The 18,775-nt window shown below is 36.8% G+C and carries 13 protein-coding genes; 12 read left to right on the top strand and 1 reads right to left on the bottom strand.

The features are described from left to right. Position 1: 1 nt before the first annotated feature. The 10 genes from essC to BLR83_RS07255 all read left to right on the top strand — a co-directional run bounded on the left by essC (position 2) and on the right by BLR83_RS07255 (position 12,794). Positions 2–4,453, top strand: coding sequence for a type VII secretion protein EssC (essC, locus tag BLR83_RS07305; protein WP_074561034.1), 4,452 nt, complete (start codon positions 2–4; stop codon positions 4,451–4,453). 7 nt (positions 4,454–4,460) lie between these two features. Then, entirely contained in the window at positions 4,461–7,256 is a 2,796-nt protein-coding gene (gene esaA, locus BLR83_RS07300) for a type VII secretion protein EsaA (RefSeq protein WP_074561033.1), read from the top strand. Between the two features lie 71 nt (positions 7,257–7,327). Then, complete coding sequence (locus BLR83_RS07295) at positions 7,328–7,744, top strand: YwqH-like family protein (protein ID WP_074561032.1); 417 nt, start codon at positions 7,328–7,330, stop codon at positions 7,742–7,744. Between the two features lie 11 nt (positions 7,745–7,755). Beyond that, entirely contained in the window at positions 7,756–8,037 is a 282-nt protein-coding gene (locus BLR83_RS07290) for a hypothetical protein (RefSeq protein WP_024344449.1), read from the top strand. 4 nt (positions 8,038–8,041) lie between these two features. Continuing rightward, positions 8,042–8,704 carry a DUF4176 domain-containing protein gene (locus BLR83_RS07285; RefSeq protein WP_074561031.1) on the top strand — a complete coding sequence of 221 codons (663 nt, stop codon included), beginning with the start codon at positions 8,042–8,044 and terminating at the stop codon, positions 8,702–8,704. Then, the gene (locus BLR83_RS09795) at positions 8,694–10,424 is read left to right on the top strand and encodes a T7SS effector LXG polymorphic toxin (protein ID WP_159427757.1); all 1,731 of its coding nucleotides are present in this window, start codon (positions 8,694–8,696) and stop codon (positions 10,422–10,424) included. The genes BLR83_RS07285 and BLR83_RS09795 overlap by 11 nt, the downstream gene beginning before the upstream one ends. Then, a complete protein-coding gene (locus tag BLR83_RS07270) occupies positions 10,411–11,139 on the top strand; it encodes a hypothetical protein (RefSeq protein ID WP_074561030.1) in 729 nt (242 codons plus the stop codon). Before BLR83_RS09795 ends, BLR83_RS07270 begins: the two co-directional genes overlap by 14 nt. Before the next feature lie 7 nt (positions 11,140–11,146). After that, positions 11,147–11,890, top strand: a complete 744-nt coding sequence (locus BLR83_RS07265; RefSeq protein ID WP_074561029.1) for a hypothetical protein — start codon at positions 11,147–11,149, stop codon at positions 11,888–11,890. Between the two features lie 12 nt (positions 11,891–11,902). Continuing rightward, complete coding sequence (locus BLR83_RS07260) at positions 11,903–12,331, top strand: hypothetical protein (protein ID WP_074561028.1); 429 nt, start codon at positions 11,903–11,905, stop codon at positions 12,329–12,331. Between the two features lies 1 nt (position 12,332). Then, on the top strand, positions 12,333–12,794 hold the full coding sequence (locus BLR83_RS07255; RefSeq protein ID WP_074561027.1) for a DUF5085 family protein: 462 nt from the start codon (positions 12,333–12,335) through the stop codon (positions 12,792–12,794). Positions 12,795–12,820: 26 nt separating this feature from the next. Here BLR83_RS07255 and BLR83_RS07250 read toward each other — a convergent pair whose 3' ends face one another. After that, positions 12,821–13,396, bottom strand: coding sequence for a TetR/AcrR family transcriptional regulator (locus BLR83_RS07250; RefSeq protein ID WP_074561026.1), 576 nt, complete (start codon positions 13,394–13,396; stop codon positions 12,821–12,823). A gap of 296 nt (positions 13,397–13,692) precedes the next feature. Between BLR83_RS07250 and lepB the strand changes: the two genes are divergently transcribed. Further along, positions 13,693–14,307 (top strand): signal peptidase I, encoded by a 615-nt coding sequence (gene lepB / locus BLR83_RS07245; RefSeq protein WP_074561119.1) that lies wholly within the window; start codon positions 13,693–13,695, stop codon positions 14,305–14,307. Between the two features lie 31 nt (positions 14,308–14,338). Further along, positions 14,339–18,736 (top strand): SpaA isopeptide-forming pilin-related protein, encoded by a 4,398-nt coding sequence (locus tag BLR83_RS07240; RefSeq protein ID WP_074561025.1) that lies wholly within the window; start codon positions 14,339–14,341, stop codon positions 18,734–18,736. Positions 18,737–18,775: the final 39 nt, after the last annotated feature.

Below are 18,775 nucleotides of genomic sequence, written 5' to 3'. Positions count from 1 at the left end.
TATGAATCAAAATGATAATGTAACTTATTACCACCATCTTGGTGATTATTTGGGAGATGATAATCAATCACAAGCTTTTTTGCTAAGCTTGTCTGATAAATTATTGTACATGCGCTTTTCTGAAACCTCTCCTTTGGTTTTTGATGGTAATCGCTACAGCTTGAGTGATGGTGAAATTTTTAGAAATGATCAAAAAATAGCTAATCAGAAAGTTCTTGGAGAAGCTGAAGACTATTATTTTTTGAAACCTGAAATAGATATTTTTACGCTTTACTTGTATCCGCCACATGAAAACTTTGTCTTGTCGTCATCTGATACGTCAGATATTCATTTGGATAGCGAGACCGTTGTCTTATTTTCTAAAGAAAAGGTGTATATCGAGTCTTTGGGAACTTCATTAGTCTATCTTAATGGCAAGCGTGTCCGTGATAATATCTCACAAGCATTTAATGTGGGTGATTCTGTTTTTATTGAGGACTATTTGATTGAACGTCGTCATCATCAATGGAAGATAACGCGTTTTTGGGACAAGCCAGAACTGACACAAATGGAAAAATTCTTGTTCCAAGCACCGATGAGTGAATTTCCAAGTGATTTTCCAGATTATCACAGAAGCCCTCGTATTGTACCAACCATTTACAGTGATGCGATTGTCATTGACAGTCCTATGGAAGCCAGTTCAATGGGACGTAATTCTTTGCTTCGTGCAATTGTTCCACCACTTGGGATGTTTGGGATTACTGCTTTGACAAGTCTTGTCAGTCGTAGAAATCCTTGGATGATGCTTGGTATGGGCGGCTTTAGTTTGCTCACTGCTGGGATGACTTTGACACAATATTTCCAAGACAAGAAATATTATAAAAAGCAAGAATTAATTCGTGTTGAAGATTATGACCGCTATCTCTTAAAACAAATCTCAAAATTAAGTCATTATCACAATGAAGAAAAAGAAATTTTAGATTATAATCAACCAGATATGGACACTTTAGCTAAGATGGTTTTTGATTATGATTCTCGTATTTATGAACGAATGAATTATAATGCTGACTTTTTACAAGTGTCTTTAGGAACTGGTGATATTGATACGAAGTTGAAACTTCAAACCTCTTTTAAGGAGCAAAGTAAAGATAAACAAGCTATTTTTGCTAAAAAGACGGTTGAAAAGTATCGTAAACAACATCAGGTGCCGATTACTTTATCTCTTAGCCAAGCGACTGTTGGTATCATTGGAACCTATGATACAACTTATCCAGCAATCTCTAATCTTTTGATGCAACTGGCGGTTTTTCATAGTTATCAAGATATTAATTTTGTGATTTTGGTGCCTGAGGAGTCTTATCAAGAAAATTGGTATCAATGGCGTTTCTTACCGCATTTCAAACTTCAGGAACGTAATGTTCGTGGCATTGTTCATGATGCGCGTAGCCGAGATGCTGTTTTAAATGCTCTTTATCAAATTATTCAAAAACGCATGCAACTCAAGCGAGAAATGGGAAGTAAAGATGTTCGCTTTGCACCTCATTATGTAGTGACTATCTTTGATGATTCTTACTTGGTTGGACACAGTTTAAATGAGTACTTAGCTGAAGATTTGACAGAACTTGGAATTACAGTGATTTGGATTAAGGAAGCACAGCGTTTCTTGCCAGAAACTGTGACAACTTTGGTGGAATATCAAAACCAAAATGTGGGTCAAATTATCAATGACAATGGAGAATATCTAGCACAACGTTTCACACCGTATCCAGAAAGTAAAAATTACGAAGCGATTGCTAGAACCTTGGCTAATCTACATCACGTGGAAGTCGAGAAGAATTCGATTCCTAAATCAGTTACTTTCTTGGAACTTTATAAGGCTGAAAAAGTTGAAGATTTGCAGTTAGCTGCGCGATGGGCTAAGGCAGATACATCGAAGACTTTAGCGGTTCCTTTGGGACTTCGAGGACGTGATGATATTGTTGAGCTGAATTTGCACGAACGTGCTCATGGTCCTCACGGTTTAGTTGCAGGGACAACTGGTTCAGGGAAATCTGAAATCTTGCAATCTTATATGCTATCTTTGGCTGTTAATTTTGGTCCAGAAGATGTTGGTTTCTTGCCGATTGACTTTAAAGGTGGGGGAATGGCTAATCTCTTTAAAGGTCTTCCGCACCTTATGGGAGTTATTACGAACTTGGATGGTGCAGCCAGTGCGCGTGCGCTAGCTTCTATTAAAGCAGAACTTCAAAAACGTCAACGTCTGTTTGAGGCTTTTGGAGTCAATCATATTAATGGTTATACGAAGCTTTATAAGCAAGGGAAAACAGCCACAGATGGTGGCAAATATCCTACAAAACCATTACCACATTTGTTCTTAATCAGTGATGAATTTGCAGAGTTGAAGGCTAATGAACCTGAGTTTATGTCAGAGTTGGTTTCTGCTGCTCGTATTGGTCGTTCACTTGGGGTTCATTTGATTTTGGCAACGCAAAAACCATCAGGGGTTGTTGATGACCAAATCTGGTCAAACTCACGCTTCAAATTGGCTTTGAAAGTATCAGATAAGTCAGATTCAAATGAAATTATTAAAACACCTGATGCTGCTAGTATTGTGGAACCTGGGCGTGCTTACCTACAAGTCGGAAATAATGAAATTTATGAACTCTTCCAGTCTGCTTGGAGTGGAGCAAGTTACCAACCAAACAAATCAGAGAAGCAAGAGGAAGTCGATGATCGTATTTGGTTGATTAATGATTTGGGGCAATACGAACTTTTGACAGAAGACCTTTCTTTGGAAGAAGACTTGAATGTTCAAACAGAAAAGACACAGACAGAGCTAGAAGCTTTGGTTGATTATATTTCAGCCTATTCGCAAACAGCAGGAGTGATAATTCCTGATAAACCTTGGTTGCCACCGTTAGAAACTAAGATTGTTTCTCCAGTTTTAGAGATGTCTTGGTCTGAGGAAAAATGTTTGGCTGTGCCATTTGCCATGATGGATGTACCATCTGAACAAGCTAAGCGTAATTATAATTTTGATGTGGAAGAGTTGAGTCACACTGTTATTTATGGTTCACCAGGTTTTGGTAAATCTGTTGCTTTGCAGACTTTAGTAATGAATTTTGCCCGTCTCAATACACCTGAACAAGTCCAGTTTAACTTATTTGATTTTGGAACAAATGGGCTCTTACCATTGAAAGATTTGCCTCATGTTGCTGATTTGACACGCCTAGATGAGGAAGAGAAACTTCTGAAATTCTTAAAACGCATTGATAATGAATTGAAAATGCGTAAGGAATTATTTGCTAAATACAGTGTTGCAAGTCTTTCTCAATATGAGCAAAAAACTGGCGAAAAACTCCCTGTTATTTTGACAATAATGGATGGTTTTGATGCGATTAAGGATAGTCCAAAAGAGGAAGTTATCGAAGCATGCATGAATCGTATTTTACGAGAAGGTTCAAGCTTGGGTTGCTATTTGATTGTGACAGCTTTGCGAGCTAATAGCTTGAAGATTAGCATGTCAAGTAACGTTTCAACTAAGATGGCTCTATTCTTGGTTGAAGACCATGCTGTTAAGGATGTTATTGGACGTAATGCCTTGATTCCACAAGAAATCTTTGGACGTGCTCAGGTGAATGATGACAAACCATATGAAATCCAAATCTATCTTCCAAGTGAAGGTGATGAAGATATTGAGCGTTTGCGTCACTTAGAAGAAGAGGTGGCTGAAATGGATAAAGCTTGGACTGGACAACGTCCAAAAGCTATTCCAATGCTTCCAAATGACATTAGCCTTTCTGACTTCTATGGCAATGCTTATACGATGACAATGATAAATCATTTGCAAGTACCGCTTGCCTTTGATAAGGAAACCACAAATGTTATCGGTTTTGTGCCTGAAAAACATGGCTATTTTGTAATTATGGATGATACCCCAACGCAAACACGTTTGTTTGAAACGATTATTCTTAAGAATATGGCTTATTTCAAAGGACACGCGCAACGCATCGTCTTTGATCCAGACCAACGTTTTGAAGGGGCTGTCGATAGTTTTGATTTGATAGCGTCTGAAGAAAATTACAGTACGGTCATGAATGATTTGCTTGGAGAAATGGCTTCGCGTTCGCCAGAAGCTGTTAATCAGCCAATTTTTGTCTATGTACCAGAGGCTCATGCCATTAATGATAAATTAATGTTGTCTAACAGTGCCTTGGATACCATCTTGAAAAAAGCGGCTAAAGTCAATATCTACTTTATTTTCCAAGGACATCAAAAAACGATTGAAACGCGCTTTGATGAATTTAACAAACGCTTGAGATCAAATATTCCAGCTGGAATGTTTGGTACGCGATTTGCAGATCAAACCATTATTAAAGGTCGAACACGTTACGGAGAACCTCTATTAGAATCAGATGAAGCGCAGTTCTTTGAAGGTAGAGAAGTTTCTCGCGTTAAAATACCTAAGGGATAGGAGAAAAATGAAAAAAATTAAGATTAAACCAAGTGTTGTAGTAATTGCATTTAGTGTTTTCGTTTCTATTTTGGCAGTTTCGTCAGGAGTCTTTGTGTATACGCAAGACAAAGAAGTTTCAGTGACAGATAAAGCTAAAAAAGATGAGCGATTGACCGTTGCCTTGGTTAATGAAGATGCAGGTGGTAACTTAAATAATGTCAATTATAACTTCGGTCAAGAATTCACGAATTTATTAACCAATGCAGGGGATTCCAAAGAGAACTGGGTTACCATGCCACGTAGCTTGGCTGAAAGTAAATATAGTGATGGCAGTGCAGATGTCATTATTTATATTTCAAACGACTTTTCAGACAAAATTCTTCAATTGGAAAGTTTTAACCCGTCACAAGCTAAAATTGGTTATAAAGTTAAAAAATCAACAGACACTGTTAAAGAAAAAAATGTTGAAAGCCAAGTTGGCACATACTTGAACTTGATTAATCAACGTGTGATTAAAATGTATTTTTCAAGTGTGATTGGAAATCTTGATGACGCCAAGCGAAATGTTGCAAATATCGTAAATGACCAAGAAACAAGCTACACAAGCTTATCTAACTACATTTACACACCATCAAATGCAGCTAGTCAAAATCTTGGTGGTTTAACAAGTTATGCGACTGCTCTCCAATCAGGGAACAAAGCCTTTGAAGATAGTCAGGCGAATTTCACCAAAGGCGTTTTTGAAATGCTTAACGCAACAAGTAATGGTTTAAATGGGGAATTACCAGAAGTCAAAAGTTTTGTTGATCTTCAAGCGGATATTGCTAAAAGTAATGTCGCTACCGCTAATACAGTTATTTCAGATCAATTTAAAACAGATACAGACCTTTATAATAACTTAAACGATAATGCTCTTAGTAGCTTAAATAAATTCTACGCACCATCAGCTATCACAAGTGAATCTAATGGTGGTAATACCGTTTATAATTTATTTGCTAATAGCATTTCAGATTATAATGGCATTATTGAAAATTATCGCAGTCAAGTTGAAAATACCCGAAATCGCTTGATGGATTTATTGAATCAGGTTCAAGAAACACGTTCAAAAGTATCTGAACAATATTTCAATGCAGATTTAGGGCTCGATAAAAATAATTATTTAGGAATTGGTAACCGAGAAGACCGTAAATCAGCTATTAAAGGTGATGTTCAAAATCAAATTACGACTCAACAAGTGAAAGATGCGCTTGCTAATCAAATTAAGAGCTCACTTGGAGGGACTCTTCCATCAGAGTATGAAGGAGAGATTGCTAATTTGATGGGAAGTATCGATGTTAACAGTGCTGATTACAACGCTCTCTTTTCAAAACTAGAAAGCATGGGAGCTATCACGTCTGACGAAGTGGCTGCTTATCAAGCAAAACTAGGCTTACTTAACCAATACCAAGCAGTAAAAGGTGTGATAACTGCTGGCGGAGCAACTTATTCATTCTTAACTGCTGAAGATGCTAAACCTAGCCAGTCAAATGTTATTTCTATCAACGTTGCACCGACCTCAACACAAGTAACAACGACACAAGTAACTGATTCAGCTAAAGATGCTTCTGAAACAGAATCAAAAGATAACCAAACAAACTCTCAAGAAAGCACTGAAACAAAACAAGATGCTACAACTGTTGCCATCACTGACGTTTCAGGAGGAAGAGTTGTTTTTGCAGATGACTGCTCAACAAGCAAACAAATTACAAGCGCCCAAAGCTTGAAAATCACTTATACTTTTGACTCGCTCGCTGTTGGTACTCATACCATTAACTTCAATTTGAGAATTGGTGACAGTACTATTCCAATGACTTATACAACCTTTGTGACAGACACTGCAGATGATGTGGCATTGGTTAAAGAAGATTTGAAAGCTATTTTAGCGCAATTAAGCAATATCAGCACAGCAGCTGCTATGGTTCAAACTTTATACGGCGAACCTGGTCAAACTGATTTAAGTAAAGTCAATGTAGCCAATCCATCTGCTAACTCTGTAGTTAAAATGTATGGTAATTTGACGTATGATAATATCGCAGGTCTTGATATTGATAACTATAAAAATTCAGGACTTACTTTGTATACTGAATTGACTAATGAAATGACTGAATTACAATCAGCTATTAATGATTTACCTGGTTTATCTGACGAGCGTTTGCCTCGTAATTACTTTGCACAAGGTTTACAAAGTTTAGTAGCTTGGTATAACACAGCAGCCGATAGTTTGAATGCGGAATTTTCAAATTGGTCACATAATCAAGCTAAGGTACTTAATGTCGCTCCTTATGGCAGTGGAAATGCAGACGGAACGAGTCTTTATGTTGATGCTTCTAGTGGAGATGCTCTTTATAGCAGTATTTCAGAACTTGTCAAATCAACATCAGATAATGCTCAATCAACAACAAGTAATTATCAAGCATTGGGAACAATGACTGACCAGTTTACACAATTGGTTTCTCAAGTGAATACGATTCAAAAAGATGTTGATGATACTATGGCAAATACTAATAAACTTATTAGCAGCCAAGCTGGCAATATCCAAGAAAGCACAACATATGCTACGAACTTTTCTAAAGTATTGAAAAACGCTCGTAGTGGTGGTACAGATAACGAAGCTGTTATGAATTTCTTGTCTAATCCAGTGAACATCACGAAAAAAACAACCAGTGGTGTGGTTGCAGAAAAAGACAATAAGATTTGGATTGTTGTGACAGCTCTTGTTTCAAGTATCTTATCAATTATCGTGACATATTTCTTAACGAAATCAAGTAAACCAAAATTCTAATTAAGTATGATAAGTCCGGGTGCTTTTAGCATCTGGATTATCTTGCATTTATTTTAAAAAGGGAGAATGCTGTGGGGAGCAAAGAAGTAAAACATTATCAAAGTTGTGCTAGAACTTGTCGTAGTCACAGTAGTAGTTTGCGTTCGAATCGCAAAGCTGCTATGGACAAAAAAGAAAAATTGGAAAAGGCAAAATCTAAAATTACCAGTGAATTAAGTCAAATCTCTAGTCAAAAATCGACCTTGTCGACTTTAAATAACGTTGACACAGGAAATTTTGTAGGTGACCGTCAAGCTAAATATCAAGGAAAAATGTCAGCGGCACTTCAAAAGTTATCAACTTATAAAACAAGTGAAGATGATAATTTGACATCTATTAATAATAAAATTGCTGAACTGGAGACTACGATTTCAAGCCTAACATCGCAAATTAGCAGTTGGGATCAACAGGCTGTGATGTACGATCGTATGGCTGCAAGTAGCATGTAAGGGGAGAATTTATGGCAAAGACGGGAGTAGATTTAGAAGAGTGGAAGAGTTTAACAGATGGTGTTGCTTCTTCGACAAAAGGTATTAGTAAATTGAAGTCATTAACATTTACAGAGACAACCTTAAAACCATTTCCTGACTTTAATAAAAACATCAAAAAGTTTAATGCATCCATCAAGAAATTAAAGACTTTTACTAAGGATGATGCAGATAAAATGTACAAGGCTGGTAAAAATAAAGCTGACGATGATGCTAAGGAAGCTGAGCACACACGTAGTAAGGGAGGCAAATAATGCAATGCAAAATGAATGGTTGCTAATGCTTAAAGAAGCTCTGAAATCTTTAAAAATTGCTGATGCGGATATCGAATTTTTGGAGAGCTTAGCTTTGGTATTTTCAGGCCATCCAGATGCCTTTACAGCTTGCCATTTGGCTTATTTGGATGAAGAAAAAGTTTATCAGTATCGTCCAATTATTGGAGCCTCTTATGAATTTACCTTTGATTACGATTTAGGCAAGGTGACGATTAGCAGACCAGATGGTCAGTTGGACTTGTCATTGCCACTATTTCAAGCATTTTTATCATACGTGGACTTGTTATTTGGTAAAATTTATCCTTTAGGCAGTATTGTTGAGCTTGATAAGGAGCTTTTACCTGAAAAATTGGTGAGTTCTTTTGCTCGGGAAAATATGGATTTTAACGTTGTTATTACAGGGCGCCGTGCTTTGGTCAATAATCAGACCGCTTATGCCGATTATATTGGCTATGTCTGGCCGTATGGCATGGATTTTGAGACGCAACCACTTTTGATTAGTAATCTTTTTGTTAAACGTGTGATTTCAGAAGGTTATACGGATGCGCGTGATAAGCATTATTGTGATGAAGAGTTACGTCGAGCCTATTTTTATGATAAAATTTTCTCAACGTTGTATCCAAAGGGAGAGATTTATGAAGATTAAGATGAGCGAGGTAATAGCGCAGCGCGATAGCCTCAAAAGCTCTATCAGCCAAACAAAGAGTCAGCTTTCAAGCGCCAAGAAAATGCTTAAAAGCGCAGCCAATTCAGAGGCTTTAAAAGGTGATGTTAAAGATGCGATTGATAACAAAATTAATAACTACCAAGTACCTTTGCTGACTAATTATGTGAACAGCTTGGATGTCATTTCGCAAGGTTATGACAATCTCATCAGCACTTTTAAGAGTATTGTGAGTGAAAACAGTGACTCTGCTATTATCGACACAGACGCCTTACAACAAATGGTGGACAAGTTCGACTCACCGCTAGAGCAATTAAAGACAAGCTCAGATGCGATTAACAAGGCAATTGACGATGTCGCAGACATTGTTACTCTGACTAAGGTCACAACGGATGATGCCATTTCAGAATTTAGAGGTGCCAAGAAAGTCCTAACTAACACCATCAAGGACATGGGGAATTTCAATAATACCGTCTTTACCAGCGAAGTAGGTGATATCCTAGATGAACAAAACACGCAAATTACAAGCTTATCTGACCTAGGAAGTGGTTCGTATACTAGCAAAAAAGCTAAAGATTTCTACAAGAAGACAGCTTTCAAGACAGAAGTTAAAGAAACTAAGCTTGTTGTTAGCGGCAAGGCTAGACGTGACCAACTCAAAAATGAACTCGCCAAGAATTTGTATGACTCTAAGTACAGTGGGTATATGGTAGAGCAGACAAGATTGGAAGCGACTATTGGTAGTATCACAGCACCTTACTTAGTGGGGAAAAAATACTATAAAACTGCTAAAAAGTGGGCAACCTCAACTTATGCTGAATATCGTTTCTCAGAAAATGGAGTAGGCAGTACAATTATTAAAAAATCTGATAAAACAGTTGATCATGTTTTAGATTTTATTTTTGGAACGAGTGACAGTTTGAAAAAGAATGAGCACCACAGTATTGTTAAGTTTCATAGTGGGAGAGTCACCAAAAGTTTTGAAAAAATGATGAAAACACTTGGTGAAACGGACTATTCAAAAGAAGTCAGAAAGTCATTAAAAACAGTTGAAAAGGATGGCTTAAAAGGGGTTGCTAAAGCCAAAGAAATTGCGAAAGGTGTTGTAAGAGGAACAAAATCTAATGTGATTTCTGAAGCTGAGGAAGCATTTAATACCAAAACATTTAAAAATGTGATTAAGGCTACCAAGAAAACTGGTAGAATCACTAAAGGTGTGAAAACAGCGTTTAAGGAATCAAATGTTGGAACAGCTCTAAAAACTGGTTCAAAATTTGCGAAGGGTGTAGCTGTTCTCAATGTCGTAGATGGTGTGGTTGAGACTTTTGATAATGTCGAAAAAAATAAAACCCAAGCTAAAAGGCAAGGGTTACACGGAGCAGAAGTTTCAGCCAGTGTAGCGACAGGCTTTGCCGTGGATGCAGCAAAAGCTACCGTTAAAGGTGTCGCAAGTACGGCTGCTGCTACAGCAGGAGCGGCATTTGTGGGTGTCTTGGCAACGGGAGCTGGCTTCGCAGCTGCTCCTGTATTAGTAACAGGTTTAGCTGCTATAGGTGCAGCTTATGGTGCATCCTGGCTTGTAGATAAAATTGATAGTAAGGGTAATATTTCTACAGGTATTAAATCAAGGGCGAATAATTTGATTAAAGGTACTACTAGTTTTATAAAAGGAATGAAAGGATGGAATCATGGGGTTAATTGAGCGTCTTAGAATTTTGTTAAAAAAACAGCAAGAAAATATTTCTGGTGGAGTCCCTTATTGGGGTGTATATTCAGGTTTGTTAATTTTATATCCATTGGTCTACTTTGGATTTTTAATAATAGTTAGCAACTCGATAGTTCCTAATTCTTTAGTAAGCTTTGGAATATGGTTTGGTGGTATAATTTGGCTACTTTCTATTCTTTTGGTAGCTATTTCACATAAATTAAAAAATCAGTTTTACTCAAGTTTAGCAGTATTTTTCATGGCAGTATACGGTTTTTTAGCTTTACCCTTTATTACAACTGCTTCAGAGGGGGGAACTTTAAGATTTATAGTAATCCAAGAAATTTTAATTTTTATCTGGCCATTGATATCTTATGTTATTTTAGCTTTATTTATTTTAGATGATAAAGGGAACTATATAGATGATAGCCAAAAAATAAAGTATATGCACTTGATATACTTGCCTATGTATTTAGGAAGTTTATGCATACCATTCAATATTCTCTTAGGAAATTTTATGAGGTTTGTATTTTTAGGATTTGAAATGACAATGTCAAATTCTTTAATTCTTATATGGTCATATATTCTCTACCCTCTCCGTCACAAGGATGATGAGGTTGTTGATTCAACAGTTCAAAGTCGAGCGGTCAATGCTTTGAATGACACGTTACAAGACAAACATTTTGATAAAGATGAAATTAAGGAAGATTGATGTCAACATGGGATTAATTGAGCGTTTAAAGTTACAGCAAAAGCGAAAAAAAGAGGCTGTTAAAAAAGGAATGTCTCGCTTGGGAAATTTATCAGGATTATTTATTTTATATCCTCTTATATTCTTAGTGTATTATGGTACTATGAGTGATTCTGAACTCCCAATGGTATTAAGTAGAATAATTTTTTACTTAGGTATTATTATTTGGATAATTTCTTTATCTTTAACAGTTTGGGATTTTCTTCATAATAATCAGGTTCTTGTTGGACTTTCAACATATTTTATGTTTATTTATGGACTTTTTGTAACTCCAATTGTATCAACAACAGCGTGGGGTGATGGTAATTTACAATTTATCATTTTACAAGAAGCTTCCATTATCTTGTATCCAACTATATTTTCACTTATAGCGGCTGTGATATTTACTGGTAGAGATGGTAATTTTCGTTTTGCTAAACTGAGAAATATAGTTGGTAATATTTATATTTATATCCCTGCCCTTGTAGCAATGTTTGGATTATTAATGTCATATCTTGTTTCAGAGTATTATGTTATCTACCTATTTTGGGGTATGGCAATTTTTTGTTCTATTATAATTGATACAATATGGTACATGGCTTTCTACCCACTTCGTCACAAGGATGATGAAGGTGCTGATTTGACAGAAGCTTCAGAAGTTCAAAGTAAAGCAGTAAATGCATTAAATGAGACGCTACAAGACAAACATTTTGATAAAGAGAAATTTAAATAAAAGGGAATTAAAATGATTGAAAAAGCTATTATTAAGCAAACACATTTAGTGAAAAAGACGGTTCGTATTGAGGCGGATCAGTTGCCAGCTTTATTTGAATATACAGAGTATTTGCCGTTTGAATTTGGTATTTATAAAGATGGTCCAACATTTTTTGAAATTACGCCGTCACAATATCAAGAAGAAAAACAAACTTATGATGTTTATATTCCGATTAATACAGAGGTTGCCTCAACTGATGATTTTACTTATGTACCAAGCTTAGAAATAAAAGGTGTGCGTAAGCGAGTGCCTTTTGAGGAAGGACTTGATGAACATTTAAATAGCATGAAAGATTACATGCGAGATGAAGGTCTGGCTATTCCTGATAAACTCTTTTTAATCATTACACCGGTTTATGGTCAATTATTTGTGGATATTATTATTCCGGAGGAAAATTGAAATGACAGAGATTTTAGAAGGACGCAATCAAACCTTAACGCTATCTAATGTTTGGAGTGTTAATTATACTGTTGAGGTAAATAAGATAGGGATTGCTTTTAAAGATGCCTTAGATAGTATCACAGCTGCTGGTTACACCTTAAAGACTGATTTGTTTTATTCAACACCTCAAGTAGAAGGCCATGATGGCATGCTAGATATTACGGTTTATTTACCTGTGAATGAAGACTATCTAGGAGAAGAGGTTGAGTTAGCAGAATTTAATAGTTATTTTTCAATTTCGACCATGTATGGTGTTCGTATTTCAAGCACAAATCCTGAGGATTTTGATAAAGCTTTAGAAAAACTACAGGCTATGTTAATTGAGAACGATGCCGAAGAAGCTTCACCAATCTTTTTCATGTCTTCAAAGATTAATGGAACTGTTTATACAGATATTAGAATCGGTGTTCGTTTTGAGTAGAATACAAAAAGCTAGAGACTTAGTCTCTAGCTTTTTTGTGTTTCCATGGTGTAATAAGAATATAAAGGGGCTTTTGCTAAATTTAAAAAGTCTTTTTTAAATTCTTGGGGCGGCATAGGTGCTTCTTGAAGGAGCCAAGTTTTGATAATAACAACGATTTGTTCCACGATAATTTTGGTTAAGACGTCTTTGGGGAGATTAAAGGTTTCGCTTTGGGGACGAATGATGTCTATTGCCCACTCAGTGTAGGTAGATACGATGGTATCTTCAAATGGTTGGGTAATAGCAGCTGTGTGTAAGAGTCTTAAGTGTTCTCTTTTATCGTAGACAAAAGGTAGCAGGTTATCAGCAACATAATCCAAGGGATTGCCATCTTTTTCTTTATCATAATGACGACACCACTGGCGAATTTCCCAGATGATGTAGTCGTCGACATAAGTGATAATTTCATTAAAATTTCTAAAGTGTTTCTGATAAATCGCTTGTCTAGAAACACCAGCTTTTAATGCAATTTCAGAGATGGTAAAGTTTGTCTTTTGGGGAGTTTCTGCGACTAATTCGAAAAAGGCACCTATGATTTTTTCACGTGTGTATCTTGCCATAGTGTTTTCCTCCAATGATAGTTTGTATTTTACCATAAAATAAAAGAGTTTTTCTCATTATTAGAAAAGAAAGATAATTGCCTATTCTAGCTAATCTACACCTTGTAAACCTTGATAAATTAACATTATGTCTATCTTTTTTCTAATTTTATTGTTTTTGGGTTTACGGAGTGTAAATAAAAAATGATAGCTTTTTACTAGATATGAGGATAAAATTAATTCGAAAAAAAGGCTGTCATATTAAGCCTAGGAGTTTGTTAGGAGTCATTAGAAACGAAAAAGGATTTGTAGTCAAAATGAAAAAACTTTGTACTGTCAGGACGCAAGGAATAAGCATAAGTGATTTACCTGATTCAAAGGAACTATTAAAAGAACTAAGCAAAGTAAAGTATCGAGAGCGTTATTTTCGGACGCTCAGAGGAACGATTTTTGCTTTGATTACAGTGGCTGCGTCAGCAGTATTAGTAGCGAGCATTTGGTTACCAGTTCTAAAAATTTATGGCAATTCTATGACACCTAATTTGGAGGCTGGGGATATGGTAGTCTCTGTCAATAGTAAACGTCTGGAACAAGGTGATGTAGTGGCTTTTTATTATAATAACAAGATTCTAGTAAAGCGTGTGATTGCAACATCTGGTCAATGGGTCAACATAGATAAAAAAGGTAATGTCTCTGTTGATGGTAAAAAATTGAAAGAGCCTTATTTGCAAAAACATGAAAGGGCTTACAGAGAGACTAATATTAATTTACCCTATCAAGTTCCAGATAGTCATTATTTTGTTATGGGAGATCATCGCAGTGTGTCGATAGATTCTCGAAATAAGGCGGTTGGTACGGTTAGTGAAGATCAGATCGTTGGAAAATTAACCTTTCGGATTTGGCCGCTAACACGCTTAGGAGCAATTGAGTAACAAGGATTTATAGCAAAAGAAAGGAGTTCTTATGAAAAAGCTGTGGCTCAATCTGATGACTCGATTTAAGCTGAGGCTTAGAGAAAGTGTTATTGCAAGGATAGCTTTGGCTTTATCGATTATTGTCGTTTTTTGTACAACTTATGCTTTAATTTTACCCGCCCTAACTGTCAGTACGGATAATCGTTCAGCTCTGATGCAATCAGCTGAAAATGTTTCTACCGAGCAACTAGAAAGCTCAGAAGAAAAGATGCAAGTGGAAGCTTCAAGTTCTGAACAAGAAACATCAGAACAGAAAGACAGTCAGACCTCTTTAGATACGTCTTTAGAAGCTAGACGGTTGCAAGAAACAGCTGATAACCTAACAGTAGTGGCAGATTTTACGCAAGGGACTTTTACAGAGGAGGTCTCTTTGAAAGTTAGACCGATAGCAGACACGGGAGAGATTAATCAAAAAATATCTACTGTTTTACGTGAAACAAAGCAGAGCCTGTCTAAGGCATTATCTTATGATATTTCTTTTATTAATGCGGCTGGTCAGGAAGTTGAACCTCAAAAAGAAGTCACTGTTTCCTTGCAGTTCAATGCTGCGATAACTAGTTCGAAGTTGCAAAGCAGCTGGAAGTTATATCATTTCATTGGTAATGATATCAACCATGTAGAAGATTTGACGCACGAAAGTGACACCAATATTGAGCAGGACAGTTCAGAAAATGTTAAAAGTATTGGCTTTAAGTCTGATTCCTTTTCAACTTATACTTTGGCAGGAGTCACTTACGCAGAGTTTAAAGAGTATTTAACAGGTTATTCTTATGATGAAAAAACTGTTGAAGAAAATCTGGCAACAAAGGTTGTGACTGTTGATTTGGAGCTTGATTACACAATTTCTAAGGCTCATTTGATGGCAGATAGGTATTATTATCTAGAATTACCCAATGGGACTGCTATTGGGCAAGATATAAATCTTGGGACAGAATATATCGGCAAGGATACGAATCAAGTTGATGCTTACACTTATCGCTTTGTTTATGACGAAGTCACGGGAAAATATTATATCTTGATTGCTTTTATTGAGAGTTATGTCAATGATATTACCGATGGCACACAGTCTAAAGGTTGGATAAAATACGATGCTACTTACGGTAGTGACTACCAGCAAAATGATGGAGGTTATCAAGTTGTTTATTCAGATGATCTGATTGTGACCATTCCTGAAGATTCGATTAAGAAAAATTACGATTTGACGACTTCAAAATCAGGTACGGTCACTTACGATGCTGATACGCCTTATTTAACCTATACCGTAAAAGTTGATTCGAAATACGGCACGCCAAGTTCAATTGCTATCAAAGATATTCTGAAAGCATCAGGCATTTCTCTGGCTGCTATTGATTCTGTCAGTGTCACCAAGTCAAGCTACGCTGGTAGTTCAGAAAATGTGATTGCGACAGAAACTCTTACTTCAAGTGCTTACACTTACCAGTTTAAGGCAGCAAGTAATAGTTTGGATATGACACTTCCTCAATTGCACTCAGGAGGTGTGGATGCTAGTGGAAATCCAATTGGGCACTTTTATACCATTACTTACCGTTATAAGATTTCTGGTTTAACAGCTGGTTCATCAGTTACGGCAAATAACACGGTGAGTGCAAGTTCGCAGACAGATACAAGTGATAAACAGTCACATACAAGTAGTTCTCAAGTAACTTTAGCTCTAAATCAACTTGATAAAAAAGGACAGTACAACGATTCTGATGGCACGATTACTTGGACGATTAGAGTCAATGAGGGGCAAAGTGATATTGCCGGTGCCCGATTAACCGATGAGATGTTTGCGGCAACCAGTGACCTAACCATTTCACCAGATGCTGGTGCGACTATCGAATACAAGAATGGAAAAATTTCAGGCATTCGATTTAGCGCCCTTACAAATGGTAAAAATACAAATAGCTATACCATTACTTACACAACGCCAGTTGATTTTACGGATGTAGGCTGGGACGATAGTACCATCAAAAACAAAGTTGTTTTAGATGATGATGGCAAAAGCTCAACCAAAAATGACCAGACGAGTAAGGAAGCTGAAGTAACTCTTCCAGGAACAGGAGATATTACCAAAGAAGTGTCAGAGGTCATGGAGTTATCTGAACCAGGTGTCAGAGAAGTGGTTTGGGATGTTGAGATAAAAATGCCAAATTCAGGAGTGCTTAAAAAGGGGACAGTGTTTACAGATACATTGAAAGATCCGTGGAGTCCAAACGCTGATGTTCATTGGTACACTAAAGCGCAGTTGGAAGATCTTTACCACCGATTAGAAGAAGTTTTAGGAAAGAACAATTTTACATTAGAGGCACGTCAATCTTATTCTGATTATACGGATTACAGCCATTTAAGAGATAATGTTCACTATACAGAGTTTAAAGTGACTCTAACAGCTGATAAAACATCTTCAAAGGATGTCATGATTCATTATAGATCAATGATTAGCCTGGAGAAGAGTTCTAATCAACGTTATAGTAATCACATCATATCAGGAACTCACAGTGTTAGTACGGAGTACAATTATAGTAAGGACTCTAACGTCGTCAAAACTGATGGCCATGGTAATTCTGGAACAACTAAAACGACAAGTGCTGACGGAACGGTTACTTGGATGGTCAAAGTTGAGTTAGATGATAGTGCTACAAGTATGGTAGTGACGGATACTTTGCCAGAAGGTATTAGCTTAATAGGTCTATCATATGGTCAACGTTGGGGACAAATTAATGCTAATTTTGAGAACAACTCGCTGACACAAGGAACTAACGGCTGGGGAACCTATAACATTGCTTTAAACGGAACAGTTTCAAGTGATGGTGTGGTAACGCTAGATTTCACGACAACTGATGGCAAGAGTTTAAAGAACAACGTTGGTGGGAACAGTGATTTTTGGATGACTTTTACAACTCACTACGATGATTTTACAGAAGGCAGTTCTAAGTTAGTCAAATCTCTCACAAATAATGTTTCTGTTACGGTCAATGGTGAGGATTATGGCTCAGATAATCAGACGCAAGAAGTAACGTTTAGTTCAGATGAGGGGAACTCTACAACGCCTGATGTTAAACCAATTGCTAAATCAGGTGAATGGGATAATGCCAAACGTCAGTTGTCTTACAGCTTGTCAATCAATCCTCAAGCAGATGATTTAGTTGAAGGCTCAGACACGATAACTTTGACGGATGTTATGCATAATTGGTCAAATGTGGTTTCTGAATATCTTATTCAAGATTCAGTGAAACTTTACTACACTGATGGTACTGAAGTTCCAACCAGCGAATGGGCTTGGAAGATAAGTTCAACAGATGATGGGTGGGGCAATCATTATCACACCTTAGTGGTGACAATGAAAGATTCTAAGGCTTATATTCTTGATTACTCTTATCAATTAACAAAACCAAATGAAGATGCTGCCGCTTATTATTATCCTCACAATACGGCGATGCTTGAAGGTGTAGCAAATGGCTCAGATCACACCACAACGACAGTTCATTGGCAAAGAACGGGAACAAGTTCTGGATTTGATACTGAGAAAGCTTATATTATTAGCAAAGTTGATGCGGATAATTTTGGTTTAGATTTAGAAGGAGCAGTCTTTACTGTTTATAAATATGACGGTGACTCAGATGATAGTAACGATGAAATCGTGACGACTTATCAGACAAATGCCAAAGGTCTCATCTCTATTGTCTACTCTTCGGGTAACTATCAAGAAGATCAGATTTACTATGCTAAGGAGACACAAGCTCCGGCAGGATACGAGTTGCCAGATAATCCTTCTAAACACTATTTCTATTGGGATGAGGATGGTAGTTTTTCGGCTTTGCCGATAACCATTTCCAAATTAACCAATCTCTCAGAAAATAATGGTTCTGATTTTGTTGAAAATAAAAAAGCCAAGACTATTAATCTTACGGTTAAAAAGCAATGGTTCGATGCAGATGGTCAGGAAATCGGCAGTGCAGACGGTTCGATTGTATATGATGTGATACAAGTCGCAACAAAGGAAAATGGAGAAAGAACTGAGACATTTTATAAGTCTGGTGAGACTATGAGTCATTCAGATGATTGGACAAAAAATTACTCTAATTTACCAATAACAGATGCTCAAAAGACTGTTACTTATACTTACTATGTTCGAGAGCATGCAACTAGTGGATTTGACATTAGTTATGATAATGGAGCTCAAGTATCGGAAGAACCATCGACTCTTGCCTTGGCTTCAGATTCGGCTCTTATTGTTATGAAAAATACTGCACAGAAACGATACGCTTTGCCCAAAACGGGTGGTAAAGGTGGTATTTGGTACTACGTTCTTGGAGCAATATGCATACTGATTGTTGTAGGGGTGTTGATAGCATTTATATACGGTAAAGGTGGTGTTGCTTAACGAAGACGAGTAACTGCCTTGAAGTAAATATTTAAATAT

This window comes from Streptococcus equinus (assembly GCF_900101445.1).
Taxonomy (GTDB): domain Bacteria; phylum Bacillota; class Bacilli; order Lactobacillales; family Streptococcaceae; genus Streptococcus; species Streptococcus equinus_B.
This window is presented reverse-complemented; position numbering and strand designations above follow the sequence as displayed.